The sequence below is a fragment of the Halomonas sp. G11 genome, assembly GCF_001663515.1.
Taxonomy (GTDB): domain Bacteria; phylum Pseudomonadota; class Gammaproteobacteria; order Pseudomonadales; family Halomonadaceae; genus Vreelandella.
This window is the reverse complement of the sequence record NZ_LYXG01000016.1, coordinates 19,651-41,561: the sequence shown is the minus strand read 5'-3', so window position 1 is coordinate 41,561 and position 21,911 is coordinate 19,651. Positions and strand designations below refer to the sequence as shown.

At 58.0% G+C, this 21,911-nt stretch carries 22 protein-coding genes; 6 read left to right on the top strand and 16 right to left on the bottom strand.

All coding sequences use genetic code 11. The features are described 5' to 3' along the window. Window positions 1–18: 18 nt before the first annotated feature. The 15 genes from ADS46_RS08755 to ADS46_RS08685 all read right to left on the bottom strand — a co-directional run bounded on the left by ADS46_RS08755 (window position 19) and on the right by ADS46_RS08685 (window position 15,193). On the bottom strand, window positions 19–1,725 hold the full coding sequence (locus tag ADS46_RS08755) for a methyl-accepting chemotaxis protein (RefSeq protein ID WP_066318959.1): 1,707 nt from the start codon (window positions 1,723–1,725) through the stop codon (window positions 19–21). Between the two features lie 38 nt (window positions 1,726–1,763). Then, window positions 1,764–2,825, bottom strand: coding sequence for a protein-glutamate methylesterase/protein-glutamine glutaminase (locus tag ADS46_RS08750; RefSeq protein WP_066318957.1), 1,062 nt, complete (start codon window positions 2,823–2,825; stop codon window positions 1,764–1,766). Window positions 2,826–2,879: 54 nt separating this feature from the next. Beyond that, window positions 2,880–3,749: a protein-glutamate O-methyltransferase CheR gene (cheR, locus tag ADS46_RS08745; protein WP_066319025.1), complete on the bottom strand. Its 870-nt coding sequence runs from the start codon at window positions 3,747–3,749 to the stop codon at window positions 2,880–2,882. Between the two features lie 219 nt (window positions 3,750–3,968). Then, window positions 3,969–5,240: a methyl-accepting chemotaxis protein gene (locus ADS46_RS08740; RefSeq protein ID WP_066318956.1), complete on the bottom strand. Its 1,272-nt coding sequence runs from the start codon at window positions 5,238–5,240 to the stop codon at window positions 3,969–3,971. Between the two features lie 125 nt (window positions 5,241–5,365). Further along, on the bottom strand, window positions 5,366–5,863 hold the full coding sequence (cheW, locus tag ADS46_RS08735) for a chemotaxis protein CheW (RefSeq protein ID WP_066318954.1): 498 nt from the start codon (window positions 5,861–5,863) through the stop codon (window positions 5,366–5,368). After that, window positions 5,860–7,974: a chemotaxis protein CheA gene (gene cheA / locus ADS46_RS08730; protein WP_066318952.1), complete on the bottom strand. Its 2,115-nt coding sequence runs from the start codon at window positions 7,972–7,974 to the stop codon at window positions 5,860–5,862. The genes cheW and cheA overlap by 4 nt, the downstream gene beginning before the upstream one ends. Window positions 7,975–8,020: 46 nt before the next feature. Then, a complete protein-coding gene (gene motB, locus ADS46_RS08725; RefSeq protein ID WP_066318950.1) occupies window positions 8,021–9,001 on the bottom strand; it encodes a flagellar motor protein MotB in 981 nt (326 codons plus the stop codon). Beyond that, window positions 8,998–9,867: a flagellar motor stator protein MotA gene (gene motA / locus ADS46_RS08720; protein ID WP_066318948.1), complete on the bottom strand. Its 870-nt coding sequence runs from the start codon at window positions 9,865–9,867 to the stop codon at window positions 8,998–9,000. The genes motB and motA overlap by 4 nt, the downstream gene beginning before the upstream one ends. A gap of 65 nt (window positions 9,868–9,932) precedes the next feature. Next, the gene (gene flhC / locus ADS46_RS08715; RefSeq protein ID WP_066318945.1) at window positions 9,933–10,475 is read right to left on the bottom strand and encodes a flagellar transcriptional regulator FlhC; all 543 of its coding nucleotides are present in this window, start codon (window positions 10,473–10,475) and stop codon (window positions 9,933–9,935) included. Beyond that, a complete protein-coding gene (flhD, locus tag ADS46_RS08710) occupies window positions 10,472–10,804 on the bottom strand; it encodes a flagellar transcriptional regulator FlhD (protein ID WP_066318943.1) in 333 nt (110 codons plus the stop codon). Before flhD ends, flhC begins: the two co-directional genes overlap by 4 nt. 109 nt (window positions 10,805–10,913) lie before the next feature. Further along, window positions 10,914–11,204 (bottom strand): EscU/YscU/HrcU family type III secretion system export apparatus switch protein, encoded by a 291-nt coding sequence (locus ADS46_RS08705; RefSeq protein WP_066318940.1) that lies wholly within the window; start codon window positions 11,202–11,204, stop codon window positions 10,914–10,916. Next, entirely contained in the window at window positions 11,191–12,498 is a 1,308-nt protein-coding gene (locus ADS46_RS08700; RefSeq protein WP_066318937.1) for a flagellar hook-length control protein FliK, read from the bottom strand. The genes ADS46_RS08705 and ADS46_RS08700 overlap by 14 nt, the downstream gene beginning before the upstream one ends. Then, complete coding sequence (gene fliT, locus ADS46_RS08695; protein WP_066318934.1) at window positions 12,495–12,902, bottom strand: flagellar protein FliT; 408 nt, start codon at window positions 12,900–12,902, stop codon at window positions 12,495–12,497. Before fliT ends, ADS46_RS08700 begins: the two co-directional genes overlap by 4 nt. A gap of 7 nt (window positions 12,903–12,909) precedes the next feature. After that, window positions 12,910–13,326: a flagellar export chaperone FliS gene (fliS, locus tag ADS46_RS08690; protein WP_066318931.1), complete on the bottom strand. Its 417-nt coding sequence runs from the start codon at window positions 13,324–13,326 to the stop codon at window positions 12,910–12,912. Window positions 13,327–13,501: 175 nt separating this feature from the next. Beyond that, window positions 13,502–15,193, bottom strand: coding sequence for an HD domain-containing phosphohydrolase (locus ADS46_RS08685; RefSeq protein ID WP_066318929.1), 1,692 nt, complete (start codon window positions 15,191–15,193; stop codon window positions 13,502–13,504). Between the two features lie 321 nt (window positions 15,194–15,514). On the opposite strand from ADS46_RS08685, the gene ADS46_RS08680 reads away from it, so the two are divergent. After that, window positions 15,515–15,877: a flagellar protein FlaG gene (locus tag ADS46_RS08680; RefSeq protein ID WP_066318926.1), complete on the top strand. Its 363-nt coding sequence runs from the start codon at window positions 15,515–15,517 to the stop codon at window positions 15,875–15,877. Between the two features lie 75 nt (window positions 15,878–15,952). Here the strand turns inward: ADS46_RS08680 and fliE are convergent, their stop codons facing one another. Continuing rightward, window positions 15,953–16,282, bottom strand: coding sequence for a flagellar hook-basal body complex protein FliE (gene fliE, locus ADS46_RS08675; RefSeq protein WP_066318923.1), 330 nt, complete (start codon window positions 16,280–16,282; stop codon window positions 15,953–15,955). Window positions 16,283–16,537: 255 nt separating this feature from the next. Between fliE and fliF the strand changes: the two genes are divergently transcribed. The 5 genes from fliF to fliJ are packed head-to-tail and all read left to right on the top strand — an operon-like array spanning window position 16,538 to window position 21,898. Further along, window positions 16,538–18,295, top strand: coding sequence for a flagellar basal-body MS-ring/collar protein FliF (gene fliF / locus ADS46_RS08670; protein WP_066318921.1), 1,758 nt, complete (start codon window positions 16,538–16,540; stop codon window positions 18,293–18,295). Further along, window positions 18,282–19,295, top strand: coding sequence for a flagellar motor switch protein FliG (gene fliG / locus ADS46_RS08665; protein ID WP_234346795.1), 1,014 nt, complete (start codon window positions 18,282–18,284; stop codon window positions 19,293–19,295). The genes fliF and fliG overlap by 14 nt, the downstream gene beginning before the upstream one ends. Beyond that, on the top strand, window positions 19,288–20,055 hold the full coding sequence (locus ADS46_RS08660) for a flagellar assembly protein FliH (protein ID WP_066318916.1): 768 nt from the start codon (window positions 19,288–19,290) through the stop codon (window positions 20,053–20,055). Before fliG ends, ADS46_RS08660 begins: the two co-directional genes overlap by 8 nt. Window positions 20,056–20,063: 8 nt before the next feature. Then, window positions 20,064–21,449, top strand: coding sequence for a flagellar protein export ATPase FliI (gene fliI / locus ADS46_RS08655; protein ID WP_066318913.1), 1,386 nt, complete (start codon window positions 20,064–20,066; stop codon window positions 21,447–21,449). After that, on the top strand, window positions 21,446–21,898 hold the full coding sequence (gene fliJ, locus ADS46_RS08650) for a flagellar export protein FliJ (protein WP_066318911.1): 453 nt from the start codon (window positions 21,446–21,448) through the stop codon (window positions 21,896–21,898). The genes fliI and fliJ overlap by 4 nt, the downstream gene beginning before the upstream one ends. Window positions 21,899–21,911: the final 13 nt, after the last annotated feature.

The following is a 21,911-nucleotide window of genomic DNA, read 5'->3' as shown; positions in this document are numbered from 1 at the left end:
TATATCAATTGGGGCTGGTTAAAATTCTTCCCAGTCGTCGTGGCCAGTGGTCGAGGACACTGAACGGCTGGGTGGCGTCGATGGTGTTTTGGCGGCTGGCGCGGACACTGCTTTAGGCGCTGAGCCTGCACTTGCCTGCCGTGATTGTTGCTGATGGGCCACCTGCATGCCCACCAGTTTAAATACCGCCACCGCTTCTTCAAGGCGGTTGGCCTGTTCTTCCAATGACGACGCCGCAGCGGTGGCCTGTTGCACCAGGGAGGCATTCTGCTGGGTTACCTGGTCCATCTGGCCGACCGCTTGGCTGACTTGCTCGATGCCGTCGCTCTGCTCCTGGGACGCAGCTGAGATTTCATCCATGATGTCGGTGACACGGCGTACCGACGTCACCACGTCAGACATGGTGGTCCCGGCCTGTTCAACAAGGGTGGAGCCCTGTTGAATCTGGGTCACCGAGTCATCGATCAGCGCCTTGATCTCCTTGGCGGCATCGGCACTCCGGCTGGCGAGGTTGCGCACCTCTCCGGCCACGACAGCAAAGCCCCGACCTTGCTCACCGGCACGGGCCGCTTCAACCGACGCATTGAGGGCCAGGATATTGGTCTGAAAGGCGATCGAGTCGATCACGCTGGTAATATCCGAGACCTTTTGCGAACTGCTGGAAATTCCGTGCATGGTGGTCACCACCTGCTGCACCACGTCGCCACCGCGCTCCGCCGTGGACGACGCATCCGCTGCCAGCGTGCTTGCCTGACGGGCGTTGTCGGCATTCTGCTTCACCGTTGCGGTCATCTCTTCCATGCTGGAAGCGGTCTCTTCGATGGAAGCCGCCTGCTGTTCGGTACGCGATGACAGGTCGGCATTGCCGCTGGCGATTTCCCGGGTGCCGTGGTGAATTTCGCGGCTGCCTTCACGCACCCGCGCGACGATATCGTTGAGGTTGTTCTGCATCCGCTGCATCGCGGTATAAAGTTGGCCAATTTCGTTTTTGCCGCCGCTGGGAATAGGGGTCGTGAGATCTGCATCGGCAATGGTATCGAGCATCTGCACAGCTTCTTTTAGAGGCCGAATCACCACACTGCGCAAGCCAACGTAAATCAGTAACAGCAGAAGAAGCGTTACAGCAAAGATGATCCACTCAAGGGAGCTGTAGAACTGGTTTATATCGTCCAGTTCCTGCTGGAGGCCATTTCCTCGCTCGCCCGCATAGCGCACGAATTCCGTCAGCAATTCTTCCTGACGCTCCGCCACTGGGGCCAACTCTTCACGAATCGCATTGAACCCGGTTGTATCCATCTGGTCCAGCGCTTCTATCTGCCGGTGCGTCAACTCAAACACCGCTTCAAAAACCGTTTCGATTTCGCTACCCAGCGCCTCCCCGGCGTCGGTACGCGGTACGGAAGCAAAGTTATCAAACCGTTCTTCAGCCCGGTTCAGCTGATCCGCGGCGGCTTCCAGGCGAGCCGTCGCTTCGCGGCTGCGCCCCAGCATAAATTGGTTGGAGGCCACCTCCAGTTCAACCAGGGCGCCGCTCCACAGCGCATCGGCACGGTTTAGTTCATTCAGCTGCTCCACATTAATCCGCTCAAGCGTGCTTAATGTCTCGCTCTGAGCCTGCTCGGCGAGTCGACTCATTGCCACATTGCTGGCAATGGCCAGAAAGAATAAAAGCAGCGCCACGATCACCGCGACGTTAACACTTAAATTGCGTAATGCTCGGTTCATTGGGTTCCCTTACAGCCAAATCTGACTCATTTTTGTCGTTATACCCGCTGTGCCCGCCCAGACGCGGCAATCAGCGACATTAATTTCTCCGGAATCTCGTCCAGTGCCGTGACATCAGCGGCTGCGCCCATGGCAATGGCCTCTCGGGGCATACCGAAGACCACACAGCTTTCTTCGTTCTGGGCAATGGTGGCTGATCCAGCCTGGCGCATTTCCAGCAGCCCGGCGGCTCCATCCTTACCCATGCCGGTGAGAATCACGCCAATGGCATTCTTGCCGGCCTGGTCGGCGGCAGAGTGAAACAGCACGTCCACCGAGGGGCGGTGACGATTCACCGGTGGTCCGTCGTCAAGCCGCGCGACATAGTTGGCGCCACTGCGCGCCAGCTTGAGGTGCTGATCCCCGGGGGCAATGTAGGCGTGACCGGGCAGCACGCGCTCGCCGTCGGTGGCTTCCTTGACGGTAATCCGGCATAGCCGGTCCAGACGCTCCGCAAACGACCGGGTAAACCCGCCGGGCATATGCTGGGTAATTAAAATCGCCGGGGCGTTGGCCGGTAGCGGCTCCAGCACTGCCCGGATTGCTTCGGTACCGCCGGTAGAGGCGCCGATAATGATCAGCTTCTCACTCGATACCATGGGCGCTTTGAGCTGAGCGGGAGGCGGGGTGTTCTTATGCCGCGCCTGGCGGGGCCGCGAACGTGCCGCCGCGCGTAGCTTTTCGGCAATCTCGTTGGCGTAATCCATCATCCCGCTGCGAATACCCAGACTGGGCTTGGCAACAAAGTCCAGCGCGCCCAGTTCCAGCGCCCGCAGGGTGATTTCCGAACCGCTTTGGGTCAGCGACGAGACCATCAGTACCGGCATCGGGCGCAGACGCATCAGGCGCTCGAGAAAATCCAGCCCGTCCATGCGCGGCATTTCAACATCAAGCGTCAGAACATCCGGGTTATGCTGCTTGATGAGATCGCGGGCGGCAATCGGGTCGGGCGCCACCGCCACCACTTCCATGTCAGGCTGGGTATTGATAATTTCCGTCAACAGGTCGCGAATCAGCGCCGAGTCGTCAACGCATAACACTTTTATTTTGGCTGCACTCAAAGCACGCCTCCTTAATCCGTCAAGCCGTTTGCCGCGCCAAGGCACGTGGGCGTTTTATTTGTTTGCCAGGGTGTAAACAGTTTGCCCACGCAACTTGAATGCATCGCTGATGTAGGAAAAATTCTCCGAATGGCCGGCAAACAGAAGGCCGTCGGGTTTGAGCAGGGGGGCGAAGCGCTTAAGAATTTTTGCCTGGGTATCCTTATCAAAATAAATCATGATGTTCCGACAAAAGATCACGTCAAAAGGGCCTTTAACGGGCCATTGGGGCGCCAGCAGGTTCATGGGCATGAACTCGACCAGCGTTGATACTTCAGGTCGCACGCGGGCCAGTCCAAGATGGTTACCGGTGCCCTTCTGGAAGAAACGCTTGACCCGCGCCTCGTCAAGCTTGCGCACCTGCTCCTGGGGATAGACGCCCTTGCGCGCCTTGTTCAGGGCGTCAGTGTCGATATCCGTCGCAATGACGCTGGACTGGGAGGCTCGGCTACCCAGCGTTTCGAGCAGCGTCATGGCAATCGAGTAAGGTTCTTCACCGGTGGATGCGGCCGAGCACCACACCGACACAGGCCCCTGTTTGTCCTTTATATGCTCAGCCAACAACGGAAAGTGATGGGCCTCACGGAAAAAGGCCGTGAGATTGGTGGTTAGCGCATTGGTAAACGCCTCCCACTCTTTAGCATCCGGCTGACGCTCAAGGCGCGCAAGGTAGTCGCCAAACCGAGTCATCCCGTGATGACGTAGCCGTTTCGCTAAACGGCTATAGACCATTTCGCGCTTATGCTCGGCCAGCACAATGCCTGCGCGCTGATAAATCAACTCGCGGACACGGGTAAAGTCGGCATCGGTCAGTTCCAGGTCGCGCTCGATCTGGCTGCCGGATGCCCATTGGCCGATGTCGACTCGTTCACGTTGCTCGGTCAAAATATGCGCCACTCCTCTACAAAGCCTTAACCCGCCTGCTTGTCAGCCAACGTGGGTTGCACGACACGGTGAGTCTGAAAAATAACCGACTGCTGGCGCCAGAGGCACACCGCCCGGTAGAGCGGCATGCCTCTGGTCGACGTGCTATTGACACCCAGCTTTTATACTATCGGCTTGAAACCCGCTGACTTGAGCGTGTTTGCATTACGTCTTTGGTGTTTAAAACGCTTCCCATTCATCTGCCGTAGCGGCTGACGCTGGCGCGGCAGACCGGGCTGGCTGAGCGGTTAATGAAGGGGCGGCGCGGGGCTTGCTCGCGGGGGGCGTCAGCGACTCGGCAACGCGAAAGCGCTCAACGGCTTCGCGCAGTCGCCCGGCTTCGTCTTCCAGTTCGTTCGCGCTGAATGCGGCCTGTTGCACCAGCTCGGCATTTTGCTGAACCACTTGATCCATTTGCGCCACGGCCTGGTTAACCTGGCCGATACCGTTACTCTGCTCTTCGGAAGCGGCCGCAATTTCATCCATGATGTCGCTGACCCGCTGCACGGCAGCCACCAGGTCCTGCATTGTCTTGCCGGCCTGATTGACCCGCTCAGTACCGACATCGACCTTGCTCAGCGAGGTGTCGATCAGGGTTCGAATATCCTTTGCCGCACTGGCGCTGCGGCTGGCGAGACTGCGAACTTCCTGTGCCACCACTGCAAACCCTCTGCCGTGCTCGCCAGCCCGCGCCGCTTCGACCGACGCGTTTAGCGCCAGGATATTGGTCTGGAAGGCGATATTATCAATAAGGGTAATGATATCGGCGACCTGGTGCGAGCTGGCGCTGATCTCCTGCATGGTATCGACGATCTCGCCAACTTCCTCACCGCTGCGCCGTGCTGTCAGGGTGGCGTTTTCCGCCAGTTGGCTTGCCTGGCGGGCGTTATCCGCATTATGGCCGACCGTTGAGGCAAGCTGCTCCATGCTGGAAGCGGTTTCCTCCAGTGAGGACGCCTGCTGCTCGGTACGTGATGACAGATCGTTGTTGCCACTGGCGATCTGCTGGGAACGCTCAAAAATCGACGCCCCACTGGTACGGACGACGCCCACCGTTTGCGACAGCGACGCTTGCATATGCGCCATCGCAACGTACAAACGACCAATTTCGTTATTACCGGGCGCGGTAATCTGCTGGTTTAAGTCGCCTTTTGCCATGCGTTCGAAGTAACCCACCAGATTGTCCAACGGGCGCAGTACATTCGCTGCCACGCCCCAAACCACGGCCACCACCGTGGCGAGCGTCACCAGCACCACCGCTAGCAAACTCCAGCGTATTTGCTCAGCGAACGCCGTGAACGCCTGCTGCTGGGAGGCGAGATCGCTGCTGTTTTGCACGATATCTGCCCCATGATGAAGGGCATACAGGCCGATACCACACGCCACCAGCACCATCGTCGATAGCGTCACCAGCACCAGCCCCCAGCTCAGCCGGACGGTCATGTTATTCATTACTTGCCGAATCACCTGCCCCACCTACCGCACTCCTTATCGTCAGAAGCGCCCCCCTCACTCCATTGTGGTGAGGGCGCTGACCGCAGATCCCTGGACACCCTTCCCGGTGTCGTCAACTTTCTTTAGCTCTGGCTGGCGCCGTCCACCAAGGCCATCTCTTCGCTGGTGAGCAGTTTGTCGATATCGACGATCACCAACATGCGATCGTCCAGACTGCCGAGTCCGCTCAGGAAATCAGACGACAGCGTGACGCCAAATTCGGGAGCAGGCTTGATCTGGTCGGGCGTCAGCGTCATCACATCGGACACGCCGTCAACCACGATACCCACAATCCGGTCGGCCACGTTGACCACGATCACCACGGTTTGGCCGCCGTACTCGACATTTTCAAGGTGGAACTTGATGCGCAGGTCGACGATCGGCACGATCACGCCGCGCAGGTTGGTCACCCCTTTAATGAAGTCAGGTGCGTTGGCAATGCGCGTAACGTTCTCGTAGCCGCGAATTTCCTGAACTTTCAGGATATCGATGGCGTACTCTTCATCACCTAGCGAGAACACCAGGAATTCACTGTTATCCGCTTCAGTCGCGAGGACCGCCCTATCGTTTGCTTGGCTCATGACGGTTCAGACTCCTTGTAAAAAGACATGGTTTGCGTTTTGGCTGGTTTTGCAGCCTCTTTTTTTGCCCGACTCAGTCGATGCAAGCCGGAAATATCCAGAATCAGTGCCACGCTGCCGTCGCCGAGAATGGTGGCGGCTGAGATGCCGGGCACTTTGCGGTAGTTATCTTCCAGGTTCTTGACCACGACCTGCTGCTGACCAACCAGCTCGTCGACCAGCATGGCATAGCGCCGCCCCTCACCTTGCACGATCACCGCGATGCTCTTCGTCGGGTCGGTAATGGCATTTTCGACGTCCATCACTTCGTGAATGGCGATCACCGGCAGGTATTCGTCCCGCACCTTGAGCACGACGTCGTCGCCTGCCATGGCATACATGTCATCTTTATTGGGCTGCAAAGACTCCAGCACCGTGGAAAGCGGCAGAATAAAGGTTTCACCACCCACTTTAATCGACATGCCGTCCAGAATGGCCAGTGTCAGCGGCAACACGATGCTCGTGATGGTGCCTTCACCTTTTTTGGACTGGATCTCGACACGCCCACCCATGCCCTGGATATTGCGTTTCACCACGTCCATACCGACGCCGCGACCCGATACATCGGTCACTTCGTTGGCGGTGGAGAAACCAGGCGCAAAAATCAGCTGATAGACATCTTCATCCGACATGGAGTCGGATACGTTGAGACCGTTTTCCTTGGCTTTGGCAAGCAGGCGATCGCGATCAAGGCCAGCGCCGTCGTCACGCACCTCGATCAGGATATTGCCGCCCTGATGCCGGGCAGCCAATGTCAGCTTGCCGGTGCGCGGTTTGCCGATGGACTCGCGTACCTCGGGCATTTCAATGCCATGATCAAGGCTGTTGCGCACCAGGTGGGTTAGCGGATCGGTAATTCGTTCCACCAGGCTTTTATCCAGTTCGGTAGATTTGCCTTCGGTGACAAGCTCGATTTCCTTGCCCAGCTTACCCGCGGTATCGCGTACGACCCGGGGAAAACGGCTAAACACAAATTCCATGGGAATCATGCGGATCGACATGACCGATTCCTGCAGGTCCCGGGCATTGCGTTGTAACAGGCTCATGCCGCTTTGCAGCGAGCTGTTGGCACCCGACTGGTCACCCAGGTCGCTGACCGTTTGATCGAGCATCGACTGGGTGATGATCAGCTCGCCGACGAGATTGATAATCTGGTCGACCTTGTCCACCGATACACGTATCGACGAGGACTCGGGGGCGGCTTTCTTCGCTTTACCCTTGGCCTGCCCATCGCCGGTCTCGGCTTTGGCAGGTGCCGACGGTGACGCTTTTTGTTCCGTTGATGACGCGGGTGGCGCGGCTTCCTGGTCGGCAGTTGGCTCGGCTTCAGGCTGCGCTGCTGGCGCGTCAGCTTTCACCTCGCCCGATGCAAGCGGCTGGATATCAATTTGGTCGGGCTCGATAATAAAGCACATGACCGCTTCAATATCGTCAGCACTGACGCTACCACTGAGCACGACCTCGTAGCGCTTATCGTCGCCCGACTGGGACTCGATATCGCCCAGCTGCTCCAACTCTTCGACCAGCAGGAGACGATCCTTGTCATCCACATTGATCAGCGCCACCTTCAAATGACGCGTGCTATTTGTCTCTGATGCGTCACCCGCAGAGGAACCATCGGCGGACGCCTCTTCAGTTGATTCTGCCGACGATGCTGTTTCAGCGGGCGCTTCGAGGGACTGGCCAATCTCTTCGAGGGCTATCTGCTGAAGCGTTTGGCAAATCCGCTCATACGTTTCCTGGTCAGGCTCTTCCTCGTTGCGATAGGCATTTAATTGCTCGTGCATAATGTCTTTAGCCTCTAAAAATGTATCAACGAGGTCAGCCCGCAGCGCTAGCTCCCCTTTACGCGCGTAATCCAGAAGATTTTCCATGATGTGTGTGGTGTTTTGCAGAACGCTAAATCCGAAGGTGCCTGCGCCCCCTTTAATCGAATGTGCTGCACGAAAAATAGCGTCGAGCTGCTCGCTGTCAGGATTATCCACATCAAGCTCTAGCAGGTGCTGCTCCATATCCGCGAGCAGCTCTTCTGCCTCTTCAAAAAAGGTGTCAAAAAAATCGGCTATATCCATGCACCATCCCCTACCTTCACGTCAAAGTGTTAGCACAAGCGCAGCATTATTCGGCGCTCGTTGTCTCTTGTTCTAAACTTGGTTGTTCCGGGTCTATCGCTTGCTCCGGATTTTCAACGGGTGGCGCGTCGTCAGGTACGCCACTTGCGTCTTCCGCGGTTTCTGATAGCACCGTGGAAACATCGGTCTCCATCACTACTGGATTGCGGATGGCCTCGGCAATTTCAGGTAACAGCACGATCAGTTCAATGCGCCGATTAATCGGGTCGTCGGGCTCAGTGTCAGGCAGCAGCACCCGGTCTGCATAGCCGGAAACACGCAACAGTTGACCCGGATCAAGTCCTCCCGCGACCAGTTCCCGGCGGGAGGCGTTGGCCCGGTCATTCGACAGTTCCCAATTGCTATATCCGCGATAGCCACCGGCATAGGGCACGTTATCCGTGTGGCCACCGATGCTCAGGTCATTGGGCAGCTCATTGAGCAGCGGTGCTATGGTTCGCAGCAGATTACGCATATAGGGCGCCACCTGGTCGCTGCCCAACTCGAACATGGGTCGCTGCTCGGTATCCAGGACCTGAATACGCAGGCCCTCGCGCGTCAGGTCAAAACGCAGCTGTGAGCGCAACTCGCGTAGTTCAGGATCGAGCTCGATGGCACGCTCGATGCGCTCCTGCACATCCATGAAAAACTGACGCTCTTGCTCACTGGGCCGCGTTGCCTGCCTTAAATCAATGCGTGCGCGCTCACCATCGCTATGCGTCGGGTCAGGGCCGCCGCCAGGAATCGCACTCGTGCTTCCGGAACGGTCACCACCGGTAATCGCGCTTGTCAGCGGCGTGCTGAAATATTCGGCGACGCCTTGGCGCTCTTCGTCGCTGGATACACTGAGTATCCACAGCACCAGGAACAACGCCATCAGCGCCGTCATGAAGTCGGCAAGGGCTATTTTCCATGCGCCGCCGTGGTGCGCATGCACGACTTTCTTGCGCCGAATAATGATCGGCCGCTTATCACCCGCCGTACTCATGCACTACCAGCCTTTTTCGCATCGCGTACATAGTCTTCCAGCTCATTGAAGGTGGGACGCTCAGTACTGTGCAGCGCCTTCCTGCCAAACTCCACCGCTAGCTGAGGCGCGTAGCCATGCAGACTTGCCAAAAGCGTCACGCGGACGCACTGGAGCATTTTTTCCGCCTCTTTCGCCTGCCGATCGATCGTGCTGGCTACCGGGTTGATAAATCCGTAACCCAGCAGAATGCCCAGGAAGGTACCCACCAGGGCGTGAGCGATCATCTCCCCCATCTGCTCAGGACCGGCATCGGCATAGGTCAACGCTTTCACCACGCCCATTACCGCCGCCACGATGCCAAAGGCAGGCATCGCATCGCCGACTTTGGAAATCGCGTCGATGGGGATGTGGGCTTCCTGCTCGAATGCCTCGATTTCATGCAGCATCAGCTCGTCGATTTCCATGGGCTCCATGCCGCCGCTGACCATCAGGCGTAGATAATCGGTAAGGAAGTTCATGATGTGTGGATCTGCCAGCACCGAGGGATGCTCTTGAAACAGCGGGCTTTCCTGAGGGTTGTCGATATCCCGCTCAATACCGAGCATGCCTTCACGACGAATCTTGGAAAGCAGCTTGTACTGCAGCGCCATCAACTCCATGTACATCGCCTTGTTGTACTTTTTGGTGCGCTTCAGCTTCGGCATGATTTTAAAGGTGGCCTTGATGGCCTTGCCGTTGTTTGCAGCAAGAAAGGCCCCTACCCCGGCACCGCCGATCATCAGCAGCTCCAGGGGCTGAAACAGGGGCCCCATGCTGCCCCCCGCCAGCACGTAGCCACCAAATACCGACAGTAATACGACGATGTAACCTAAGAGGATCAGCACAGGCAGTGTCCTTCACTATTTCAATGGTCTATAACGGAACCGACGGCGACCCGTTACGTCAAAAGTCATTTAATGGTTGATGCCGATTTACACATCTGCCGCGTTTTGCCTGCCCGGGAGGGCGGTTGGCAAATGCCGCACACATAGTCGTGCATCGGGTTATGGGCATGCGCAACAAAGCGACCACCGCAACGGGTACACGGCGTCAGCTGGAGCAGGTCGCTCTCGAAGAAACGTACCAGCGTCCAGGCACGCGTCAGCCCCAAAACCGGTTCTACACCCTCAACATCAATTTGCTCACCATACAACCGATAGGCCTTCACGAAGGCATCAATGCGCTCACAGTCAGCTTCTTCCACCAAGCTCGTATAGATGTTGTAAAACAAAGATGAGTGGATGTTGGGCAGCCAGGTAATGAACCAGTCGGTTGAAAACGGCAGCATGCCTTTTGGCGGCGACATCCCTCTTACCTCTTTGTACAGCTTGATGAGACGTGTGCGGCTAAGCTCTGTCTCTGTCTCCAGTACCTGCAGCCTTGCCCCAAGTTCAATCAGCTCAATAGCGAGCTGCACCTGGTGCATTTCGTCTACCAAGCTTTTTTGACTCACGTGCTGTCCTCCGGCGGCATCGACTCGTACTCCTCACCGGCCAGCAGCAGTGATGCATGCAGACTGGCGAGGCCTTGATCACGCGGATTGGCTGTCACCTGCTTCAATCGCTCGACGCTTGTCTGACCGAACCGGCAAATCAGCTGGTTGGTTCGCGACAACTTCGTAAGCTGCCGGGCGTTGAGCGATAGGATAAGATCCGCCACCTCACCGTCGATTTTCAGACGGAACATGGCGGCCTCACGATCTTCACTCAACAAGCGCTGTGCGAGCAGCAAGTACGCTAAATTGATTTCCTGTATTTCATCGAGAAAGCTGGTTTGACTCATAGTGGCCTATCGGACGAAACTGACGCCTCTATTAGGATGGTACCGGCGCCATGAGTGGTTTTTTTGATACTGACCCAAACATCATGGTTGCATACCACGTTTACATTGGCTACTCAGCCTTCTCACGCTTGTGTAGCCCAGCCTCCGACAGCTCAAATACCCATACCAACAGTTCGGCAATCACCTGATACAGGTTGGCAGGAATCTCTGCATCCAAATCCAATTGCATCAATAGCGCGACAAGCTCCGGCGCATCATGCACATAAATACCCTGACGCTGTGCCTCGGCCATGATGCGCTCTGCCAAATCGCCATAACCCTTGGCCACCACCCGCGGCGCTCGCTCGTGGTCCTGATAGGCCAAGGCCACCGCTTGACGCCGCGATTCATCCGAAGACATCCGGGGCCTCCTCCACATAGCGTGCGCGCACTTGAACCTTGCGCAGGTCCAGTGCCTCCAGACGCGACTCAAGCGCAGGAACGCCGGCCTCCAGACGTTGATGCACCTGCGCCTCACTGGTGGTCAAATCAATGTTCAAAACACCTCGATAAAGTCGCAGTGACACGCTAAAAGCGCCAAAACCAGGTACATCAAGCTGCATATCGGACTGCCAGCTATCATCAGACGCCCGCTGCTCTTCACCGTCTTCCTGATGCTGCCCGCGTGCTGGCAGGTTAATCGCCAGCGCCATAAAAATGCCCGCCCACACATCGCCTTCCCAGCGAATCGTGGGTGTCACCAGCATTTCAAGCTGCTGACGCACCAAGCTTTGCAGACTCTCATGCACCACTTCACGCGGCTGGCGATTGGGCATGATGTCGAGCGCGTCCCGGGCCAGCCGAGCGTCAATGCTCGCTTGCGACGACTCTTTCGCATGGGTGGCGAGGTCAGCCGTGTTAAATGTGCCTGGACTGCCCACCGATGATTGGGTGGGCGGCATATTGGCCACCGGGGCACGCGCCGCCGACTCACTGGGGACGGGGATTAACGGTGTATTGGGCAATATGGCCGTATTACCCGGCGGCGGTGGCGCTATCAGCATTGGCGAGGTGCCGCCCGGTACCATACCGGATGACGGCATGCCGCCACCTGCAGCTTGAGGCGCCCCACCAGCCCCTAGCGCCGTCGACGCCAGAGGTGTTGGCACTGAAGCACGCGGGCCAGGCTGCATTTGCGGCTCTCTCAATAACTGCTGCCGACTGGTCTCACCTTGAAACCAGCGCTTGAGATGCGCCTCGTAAAACAGGCCACTGTCCCGCACACTGGCTTCGAGCCGCGTTGCCAACTGTGTTGATGACGGCGATTCGGCCGCATTCATCAACGGCGCTTCGGCACGCATGACGGTAGGTGGCGCTGGAAAGCGCAGCAATACATCCGCAATACTGCGTGCCGCTGGGCTAAAATGCGTCTGGGTTGACCCAGGCGGCAATGCCTGTGCATCACCTCGTTGAGGCTGTCGTCCGCCGTCCAGCTGGGGTGGCAGCCCCCGCATATCCCTTAGCGCCGTATCACGCAGCGCCGTTGAGGCGGCGTCACGGCCATCCAGGCGCGCATCCCCCATCAGGGCGCGCGGCCCCTCACCCGGCACTATCGGCTTAATCGGCTGATCCATTAACCGCTGGTTCGACACATCGCCCCGACGCCCCAGCACTTGATGAAGCAGGGTATCGATCAGCGGGTTAATGGTACTCACGACGACCTCGGCGCCTGATCGTCATTACCGCCAAGCGCATTGCCTCTGGCCTGTTGAGGCGCATAGGCACGGTGCAGGTTGCGCTGACGTTGAGACACATTGATCAACCGCCCCAACTCATCACGACGGGCAATAAGCTGGCGACGGATCTCCACGTCCTGCTCCAGAATCGCTTCCAGTAGCTCCGCTTTACGCTGCTGCGCAGAAGGCTCGAGCGTCACCGAGGCGTCCAACTCGCGCAGCTTTTCAACCAGCAGGACGTAGTGGGTCCGCTGATCGATCAACTCTGCCCACTGATCATTATCGGCCAATTCGTGCATATACATGACGCTGTCGAGTAGCGCCGCATAGGTATCAATGAGCGTCTGTTGCGCGTCATCTCGCGTCGTGGTGGAAGCCGCCATTAGTGCCTCATGCAGATTGCTGTTGGCCAATTTCGCGCCATGCAGAGGCAATATCCTCAAGCAGTCGCTCGGCTTCATCCAGGCTCGCTTCGTCATTGCGCAAATTCGCTGCCAACAACAGGCGTGCAGTATAGCTATACAATGAGCCTAACTGCTCTGCAATATCGCCGCCTTTCTCGCGGTCGAGTGCCGCCGCCAGGCCATTGTTGACGATATCGAGCGCTTTCGAAATGGACCGCCCCTTTTCAGCTGAGTTACCCGCTTGCATATGGATACGGGCTGCGCGAATAGCGGCTTGTGCGCCATCGAACAGCATAACGATCAGCTGATGGGGATCAGCCGACATCACGCCGCTTTCAACGCCGACCCTTGCATACGCACTGGCCCCTCGGCCATAGGCGGCTGCACCGCGCGAGTATGTCATAGGTAATACTCCTCATCGCGTGGCGACCGGTTGCGGTCAGCCACTAAGCAAATTACTGGCAAGCATATCGCTGTCAACGCCTGCTTTAATGATTATCGGCGAGCGACATAGCGACTTTAATGCTTCAGGGTGTTTTTCTTCCCCAGATATTCGCCCCTTTCTACCAACGTCATCGCTATGTCGATACGGCCACTTCGCCAACCGGACGCCCCAGTTTCTCGACAACATTCCCGCGTATCGTCTCACCCAGGTTATCGCGCATCGGTGCATCCGCTGACGCCGCCAGCTGCACCTCCGTGAGATTACCCCGCTCATCGATGCGCAACACCCACGCCAGTTGCTCACTGGAAAAGCGCACCAGAGCACCAACCGGCAAGGCCTTGAAATGCTCGACATAACGCTTGATCCAATGAGGGTCAAACTGGTGGGAATGGGTCAACAGATGGCGGTAAATTTGCTGCGCAGTTTTCGCAGGACGATCACTTCGGTCGCGCCGCAGCGCTTCCGCGACATCTACAATGGCGCTGGCCTTGGCAAGCTCGTTCAACGATTCTCCCGACACACCGTCCGGGTAGCCGCTACCGTCCATGCGCTCGTTGATACCGCTGATCACAGCCGATGCAACACTCCGAGACAGCCACTGGCAACTATCCAGTCGCTCTAACACCAGCGAAACGTGTTCGCTTAACGTCTGGCGGTGCGTCGCCTCGAAGTGAGACGCTTTGAATAACACCTGCGGCACCAGCGCCTTGCCCAGATCGTGAACCAGGCCGCTGGCCACGACCGCTTTGCGCACATCGCGAGGCATTCCAGCGCCTACCAAATCCAGCAAGTGAACCGCCACGGCGATACCGTGGCGGACCAGCAGCGGCTCGGGCGACAGGCACCGACAAGCGAAAAGCAGCGATTCACGATCCTCCTCATGCAGATCCATTAGCCGGTCGGCGTACAAGGAAAGCTGCCGCGAGTCGATATCACTGCCTTGCTGCAGCGCCAGCATTTGCCCATCCAGGAAGGCGGCAACCTTGACCAGGCGGCGAGCCATTGGCGTGGCATAGCGCTTTACGTCGCGCCGCCCGACATGCTCACCGGCGCCCACACGACCAGCAGGCGAAGTGAACAGCGGCGAAGGCTGGCGCTCATCCTGGTGCTGCTTTGCATAGCGGGACGATTCTCGCTCGATTTCACACACGAAGTACCAGACCTGGCGCTCTTGCTCGGGGCTACAGTCACCAAAATGAAAGCCCACCCGCAGCAAGTTTCGCTCCGGGTCCGGGCGCTGATGGCGAGCCCAGGCCTGAATCGTAAAGTGAGTGCCGTCGGGAAATTCAAAGGCAATATCCAATGGCCCCTCAGCGGTTGCCAGCATGCCGCTTGCCGTCATTGGCAGCTCCAACTGACAACCCTGCTGGGACAGATCGCGCAGCTCGCCGTGGATCGCCTCCTGGCCGGGCATGCTGACGCTGGCAATCACCGGCATGCCGATGCGCAGCTCAGCGCGAAAGGCTTCGCGCCGCTGAAGTACATCCAGATACACGGGATAATCACTGCAGCATAGAAAACGCCCACCAGAGCGACGGGTTTCGGTCAACGAAAGCAAGGGCGTGCGCAACATCTTGCCCTGCGCTTCCCCCACCAGATAAAAAGCTTCTCCCTGCTGAAGACGACCGAGCAGGTAATCTACCGACGAAAGATCCAATACCAGCGTTTCGCCCGGGTGCTGCTCCATCAGCACGACCGGTTCCGGCCGCCCGCCATCACCCTCCAAGCAAAGCGACGCGCCGCCGCTTTCCACCAATGTATCCAACAGCGACGCCACCGCTACCGGGTTTGCGACTCGCTCATACTCTTCCTCAAGGGCCACCATGCTCTCCTCACCTCTCCCATTGCCTCAACGGATTATGCGCAAAGCGCTACACAATACCAGAAGCTGACGACCACGAGGATGCGCCACTCTCCCTCGATGCAAGGTTTCGCTTAGCGACTATGCTAAACAGCGTGACAAAGTTAACTTATCTACCCGTACGGCCCTGTCGCCACTAAAGTTATCGTTAGCAGCGCCGATTATCATAGCGTAGGTATCAGAAGCAAGAGCCCAAAAGCCGCTCCAATAAAGCCTCGTGCCAGGAAAACTTATTAACCAGCGCTGGCCACTAGGGGCAGATACGAAAACAGGGGAATATGAACGATGAATTCATCCAACATTGACGCTATCAACCGCGTTCAGACGGCTCAGCTGAACATCCTGTCGCCGCGACAGCGTCTTGACGACGTATTGGAAAACCTTCCTACGCCTGGAAGCCAGCTCAGCGAGAGCCAACAGGCTGAACCTTCTGCCGGTGAGCTCGTCGAGCCGATCCAGCGCATCAATGAGGTAATGCGAGAGCGGGGAATAGAATTTGAGATCAGCGAAGATACGTCGCGGGTCATCACTCGTGTGGTTGACCGTGATTCGGGTGATGTCATTCGCCAGATTCCCGCCGAGGAAGTCATCCGCATTGCCGAACAGCTACAAGACATGCGCGGCCGGTTCATCTCGCTGGAAGCTTGAACCACTGACACAAAAACCCGCAACTAACAGACCGCAATCAACAGACGTAGCACAAACAGTTAGTGCGATACGGGGTTACACCTGCATGTTCATGACATCGCGGTAGGCGGACACCAGGCGATTACGCACCTGTAACCCCATTTGAGAGGCAACGCTCGCCTTCTGCATATCAATCATGACATCCGCTAATTCGAGGTTAGGGTCTCCTGCCTGAAACGCCTTCGCCTTGTTGTTTGCATCCAGCTTAAGCTGGTTGATGCGTTGAATGGACGCCTGCAGTTCACCACCAAAACTGCCATGCCCTGCCGACTGGACAAGTGCGCCACTTTGCATTGGCTGATTGGCCGCTTGGCTGGCCAACCCCTGCATCTGCTGCAGCGTTGCCTGTATTGCAGGAGTACTCATGATGTCGCCTCGATCAGTGAAATGGCTGAACGCATGAAGCCTATCACCAGTATGACAAAGCTCATACGGACAATTACGTACAAAAAGCCAGGCTTTTCGTTCCTTTATGGTTGCCTAGCCACCGGATAATGGCGTTCATCATAATTACGCCTCATCTTTTCGGCGGATAACCGCAATCGACGGAATTTAGCCTATGCCTTCTATGGTGATGTGCCTGGGCAGCTGCCTGTTTTGCCTGTCCCAAGGGAGGGATTCATGAGCGAAGCGGGTGCTGCGGCGGGCCGTCAGACGAACACCACCACGCCCTCTGCTCGTGATGGCGCTGGTAGTGACAATACGAAAACTTCTTTTACTGACCGCACGCTATCTCAGTTGCGCGGAAATCCCCTTGTCGCCCTTCTGGTGGCCGGCGCCGCAACCATTGCCGTGATCGCCGTCCTCATGATGTGGGCAAGCAGTCCCGACTATCGCGTGCTGTATAACAACCTTGATGAGGCAGACGGCGGCCGCATCATCACCGAACTTGACAGCCGGGGCGTGCCCTATCGTTTCAGCGACAACGGTCAGGCGTTGATGGTTCCCGGTGACCAGGTGCATTCTCTGCGCCTCTACCTTGCTGAGCAGGGCCTTCCGCAGGGAGGCAATGTTGGCCTGGAGCTCATGGACAACCAGGCGTTCGGGATCAGTCAGTTTGCCGAGCAGGTCAATTATCAGCGGGGACTGGAAGGGGAGCTAAGCCGCTCTATTGAGTCACTGGGGCCTGTGGAAGGCGTTCGCGTTCACCTGTCGATGGCCAAGCCATCGGTGTTTATTCGCGACCGAGAGCCTGCGAAAGCGTCGGTGGTACTGACCCTGTTGCCCGGGCGCGTACTTGGCGACGGTCAGGTCAGCGCCATTGTTCACATGGTATCGAGCAGCGTGCCTGAGCTGGCGCCCGAAGATGTCTCCGTGGTCAACCAAAACGGCCGCTTACTGTCGGCAGACGTAGGCGGCAATAATGACCTTGATGGTAGCCAACTGGAGTACCTGGCTGAGGTCGAGCGTTCTTACAAGCAGCGTATCGAGCATATCCTGACGCCGATTCTCGGCGAAGAAAACGTGCGCGCTCAGGTCGCCGCTCAGGTGGACTTCTCCCAGCGGGAGGAAACATCTGAGCGCTATGGCCCCAATCAACCGCCTAACGAAGCCGCCGTTCGCAGCCGCCAATTAAGCCTGTCGTATGACGGTGAAAATCTACTGGGTACTGGGATTCCTGGCGCACTCAGCAACACACCGCCTGGAACAGCCCCCTCCCCCATCAACCAGCCTGACGAGGACGGTGAAGGTGACGAAGACGGCGAAGAAGCCCCTGAAGATGCCCTTCGCAATCTGCAGCAGGACGATGTCGTCAATTACGAAGTTGACCGCAGCATTGAGCACATTCAACACCGGCTGGGTCGCGTTGAGCGCCTGACGGCAGCGGTTGTCGTGAACTACCGTGAAACCATCAACGAAGAAGGTGAGCCAGAGCAGGTTCCGCTCTCGAACGAGGAAGTGCAACAGATCGAGCGCCTGGTGCGCCAGTCGATGGGCTTCTCTGAAGCACGCGGTGATGCCATCGATGTGGTCAACACCCCGTTTGTCGATATGGAAGAGGAGACGGGCGACACGCCGGAGTGGTGGCAACGCCGGGGCACTCTGGAACTCGCCGGGCAATTCGGTCGCTACCTGCTGGTCGCGCTTGCCGCCCTGCTGCTGTACCTGCTGATTCTAAGGCCGCTTATCAAGCGCTATACCGAATCGCCTGTCATGGCGACAGCCGCACCTGGTGCGGGCGTTCAGGCCAGGGTTGGGGATGATGAAGATGAGTCAGTAGAAGGCGAAGAAGACGCCGACGAGACGTACCAAAAGCCGAAACGCCGACGCAAGACATCGCTGTACGAGCACAACCTCAACGACCTGCGTGAAATGGCACAAGAGGACCCCCGCATGGTAGCGATGATCGTGCGCAGCTGGATGAATGCCAATGAGTGATGTAGTTGCCAAGATGGGGGGGGCTCGCAAGAGCGCCATCCTGTTGCTCGCCCTGGACGAGGACAGCGCCGCTGAAGTGTTCAAGTACATGAACGCGTCAGAGGTCCAGGAAATCAGCATGGAAATGACCCGTCTTCATCAGGTCTCCCATGAGGACATGAAGGCGGTGCTCGAAGCCTTCCACAAGGAGACGGAAGAGTTTGTCGCGCTCAACCTCAACTCCAGCGAGCATATTCGCTCGGTGCTTACCAAGGCGCTGGGCAGTGATCGCGCCTCCAGTCTGATTGAAGACATCCTGGAAAGCAGCGCCGAAACATCCGGGATCGACTCGCTCAACCTGATGGAAGCGTCGATGGTCGCCGAACTCATCCGCGATGAGCACCCGCAGATCATTGCCACCATCCTGGTCCATCTGGATCGTCACCAGGCGTCAGATGTGCTTGAGCTCTTTGAAGAGAAACAGCGCAACGACGTGGTGTTGCGTATCGCCACCTTCAGCGGCGTTCAGCCGGCAGCCCTGCAGGAATTGACCGAGGTGCTGTCCGGCATGCTCGACGGCCAGAACCTCAAGCGCAGCAAGATGGGTGGCGTGAGAACGGCAGCAGAGATTCTCAACCTGATGAATTCGTCGCAGGAAGAAACCGCCATCGAGACCGTACGCTCGCACAGCGAAGATCTGGCGCAAAAGATTATCGACGAGATGTTCCTGTTCGAGAACCTGCTCGACCTGGACAACCGCGCCATCCAGATGGTCCTGCAGGAAGTCGAGACCAATTCGCTGGTGATTGCCCTCAAAGGTGCCCAGGACGCCCTGGTGGACAAGTTCCTGCGCAACATGTCCCAACGCGCTGCCGACCTGGTCCGCGAGGACATGGAAGCCCGCGGCCCCATTCGCGTGTCTCAGGTTGAAGCCGAGCAGAAGACGGTTCTCCAGGTAGTGCGCCGCCTGGCGGATTCGGGCGAAATCGTCCTGGCAGGAGGAGATGACGAGTATGTCTGAGACCCAATCGCCGCAGTTCGATCGTCACCACCAGTGGCGGCGCTGGCAGATGGATGAGCTCCTGCGCCCGGCCGGTACTGGCGAAAATGAGGCCTCAGCGCCTACATCGTCCCACCAGCGCAAGATCGACGCCGCACAGAAGGCCGCCAGGGAGGCTCAGCGTCGAGAAGAGCAGGCGCGCCAGGAAGAATACAACAAGCTACGCGAGCAAGCCGAGGCGGACGGTTATCAAGCGGGCCTCGCCCGCGGTCATGAAGAGGGCTTTGCAAAAGGGCTTGAGGAAGGCCGCCAGCAGGCCGAACAGGAACTCGCTCAGCAAACAAAAGACACCTTGGCGCCGCTTGGCAACCTTGCCAAGCAGTTTTCGGACGCACTCACGCAAATTGACGACGCCATTGCCCATGACCTGGTGGCGTTGGCCACCACAACAGGCAAGCAGCTGGCTGCCGAGGCGCTGAATGAAACGCCCGAACGTATTTTGACACTGGTTCGCGAGCTACTGCATACCGACCCACCGCTTGTCGGCCAACAGCGGCTGTGGTTAAACCCCGATGACCACGCGATTGTCGAAGAATATCTCGGGGCTGAGCTAGAAGCCGCCAACTGGAAACTCCAGCCTGATGATCAACTGGCCCGGGGCGGCTGCCGTGTGACCAGCGCCCAGGGCGAGCTCGATGCCACCTTCGAGAGCCGCTGGCAAGCCGTGCAAGCCCAGGAACGCAAGCGCCAATCTCATTCATCCAAGTCGTCGACGTCATAGGGGCTGACATGACCACTTCGTGCCCTCACCAATTCCGCTGGCAAAAAGCCATCCGCCGCACCACGCAGCGGGTCAGTGCGTTGCCGCGGGTGGGCACCAGTGGTCGCGTCGTGCGGGCAACCGGCATGGTCGTTGAAGTCGTCGGGCTGCGCGTCGCAGTCGGCAGCGCTTGCAGAATCGAGCTGCCCAAAAGCGATGTCCATCATGATCAAGCTTATGCCGAAGCCGAAGTCGTGGGGTTCGCTGGTGATAAGCTCTACCTGATGCCCCTTGAGCAAATCTCGGGCCTGATGCCCGGTGCCCGCGTATCACCGCTGAGCGACGGAAGCGGCCACAGTGCAAGGCGCTTCCCCATCGGCGAGGAACTGCTGGGTCGCGTACTTGACGGCAACGGCAATCCACTCGATGACCGTGAGCACCTGGACGACACTCCCCGAGCAACCCTGGATACGCCACCGCTTAACCCGCTATCCCGGGCGCCCATCGAGTCCCAGATTGATGTCGGCATCCGCTCGATTAACGCCCTACTGAGCGTCGGCCGGGGTCAGCGCATGGGGCTTTTCGCGGGTTCAGGGGTCGGCAAATCGGTGCTGTTGGGAATGATGGCACGCTACACCAAGGCAGATGTCATTGTGGTAGGTCTTATCGGCGAACGTGGCCGTGAAGTACAGGATTTCATCGACAACATTCTTGGCCCCGAAGGTCGGCGTCGTGCCGTGGTCGTCGCCGCACCGGCCGATACGTCCCCTCTGCAACGCCTCCAGGGAGCTGCCTACGCCACGCGGCTGGCCGAAGGGTTTCGCGATGAAGGCCGCGATGTTCTGCTGATCATGGATTCCTTGACGCGCTTTGCCATGGCCCAGCGCGAGATTGCCCTGGCCATTGGCGAACCCCCGGCCACCAAAGGGTATCCACCATCGGTATTCGCCAAGCTGCCTAGCCTGGTTGAGCGCGCAGGTAATGCAGAACGGGGGGGCGGCTCGATTACCGCGTTTTACACTGTCTTGACCGAGGGTGACGATCAGCAGGACCCGATCGCGGATTCCGCCCGGGCGATTCTCGATGGGCATATTGTTCTCTCGCGTACATTAGCCGAAGCGGGACACTACCCGGCTATCGATATTGAAGCCTCCATCAGCCGCGCAATGACCGCGATCACCGACGAAGCCCAGCAGCGCCAGTCACGTGTCTTCAAGCAGTATTTCTCGCGTTACCAGCGTAATCGCGACCTGATTAGCGTCGGGGCCTACTCACCTGGTCACGACCCGCAGCTCGATGAGGCAGTGAAGCGTTTTCCCGAGCTTGAGCACTTTTTGCAGCAGAACATTAACGAAAGCGCCACCATCGACGCTTCCCGACAAGCCCTGAATGCCTTGGTAGGAGACTCAGCATGAGCCGAACGCAGCTGGAGATGCTTGCCGATCTAGCCCGCGAAGCCCGCGACCAGGCGGGTATTGCCCTGGCTCAGGAGCGGCAGGGAGAGCAGCAGACAACCGCTCAATTGAATTCGCTCAAGCGCTACCGCGCAGAGTACGCCGAGCGTTTGCAACGGGCGATGCGCGACGGCATTGACCCGGCTACCATGTACAACTACCAGCAATTTCTGGGATCACTGGATGCGGCGCTGGAGCGCGCTCGCCATACGCTCGCGGCACAGCAAAAGCGAGTGGAAAAACGTCAACAACATTGGCAACAAGAGCAGCGCAAACTGTCTTCCTACGATACACTGACCTCACGACGGCTAGTAGAAGAACACCGACGCCTTGAGCGTCATGAACAGAAAACCAATGACGACTTGGTGACTAGCCGTTTGGCTCGCCAACGTAATGAGACGCCGCAGTAGCGGTGCCAGGGAA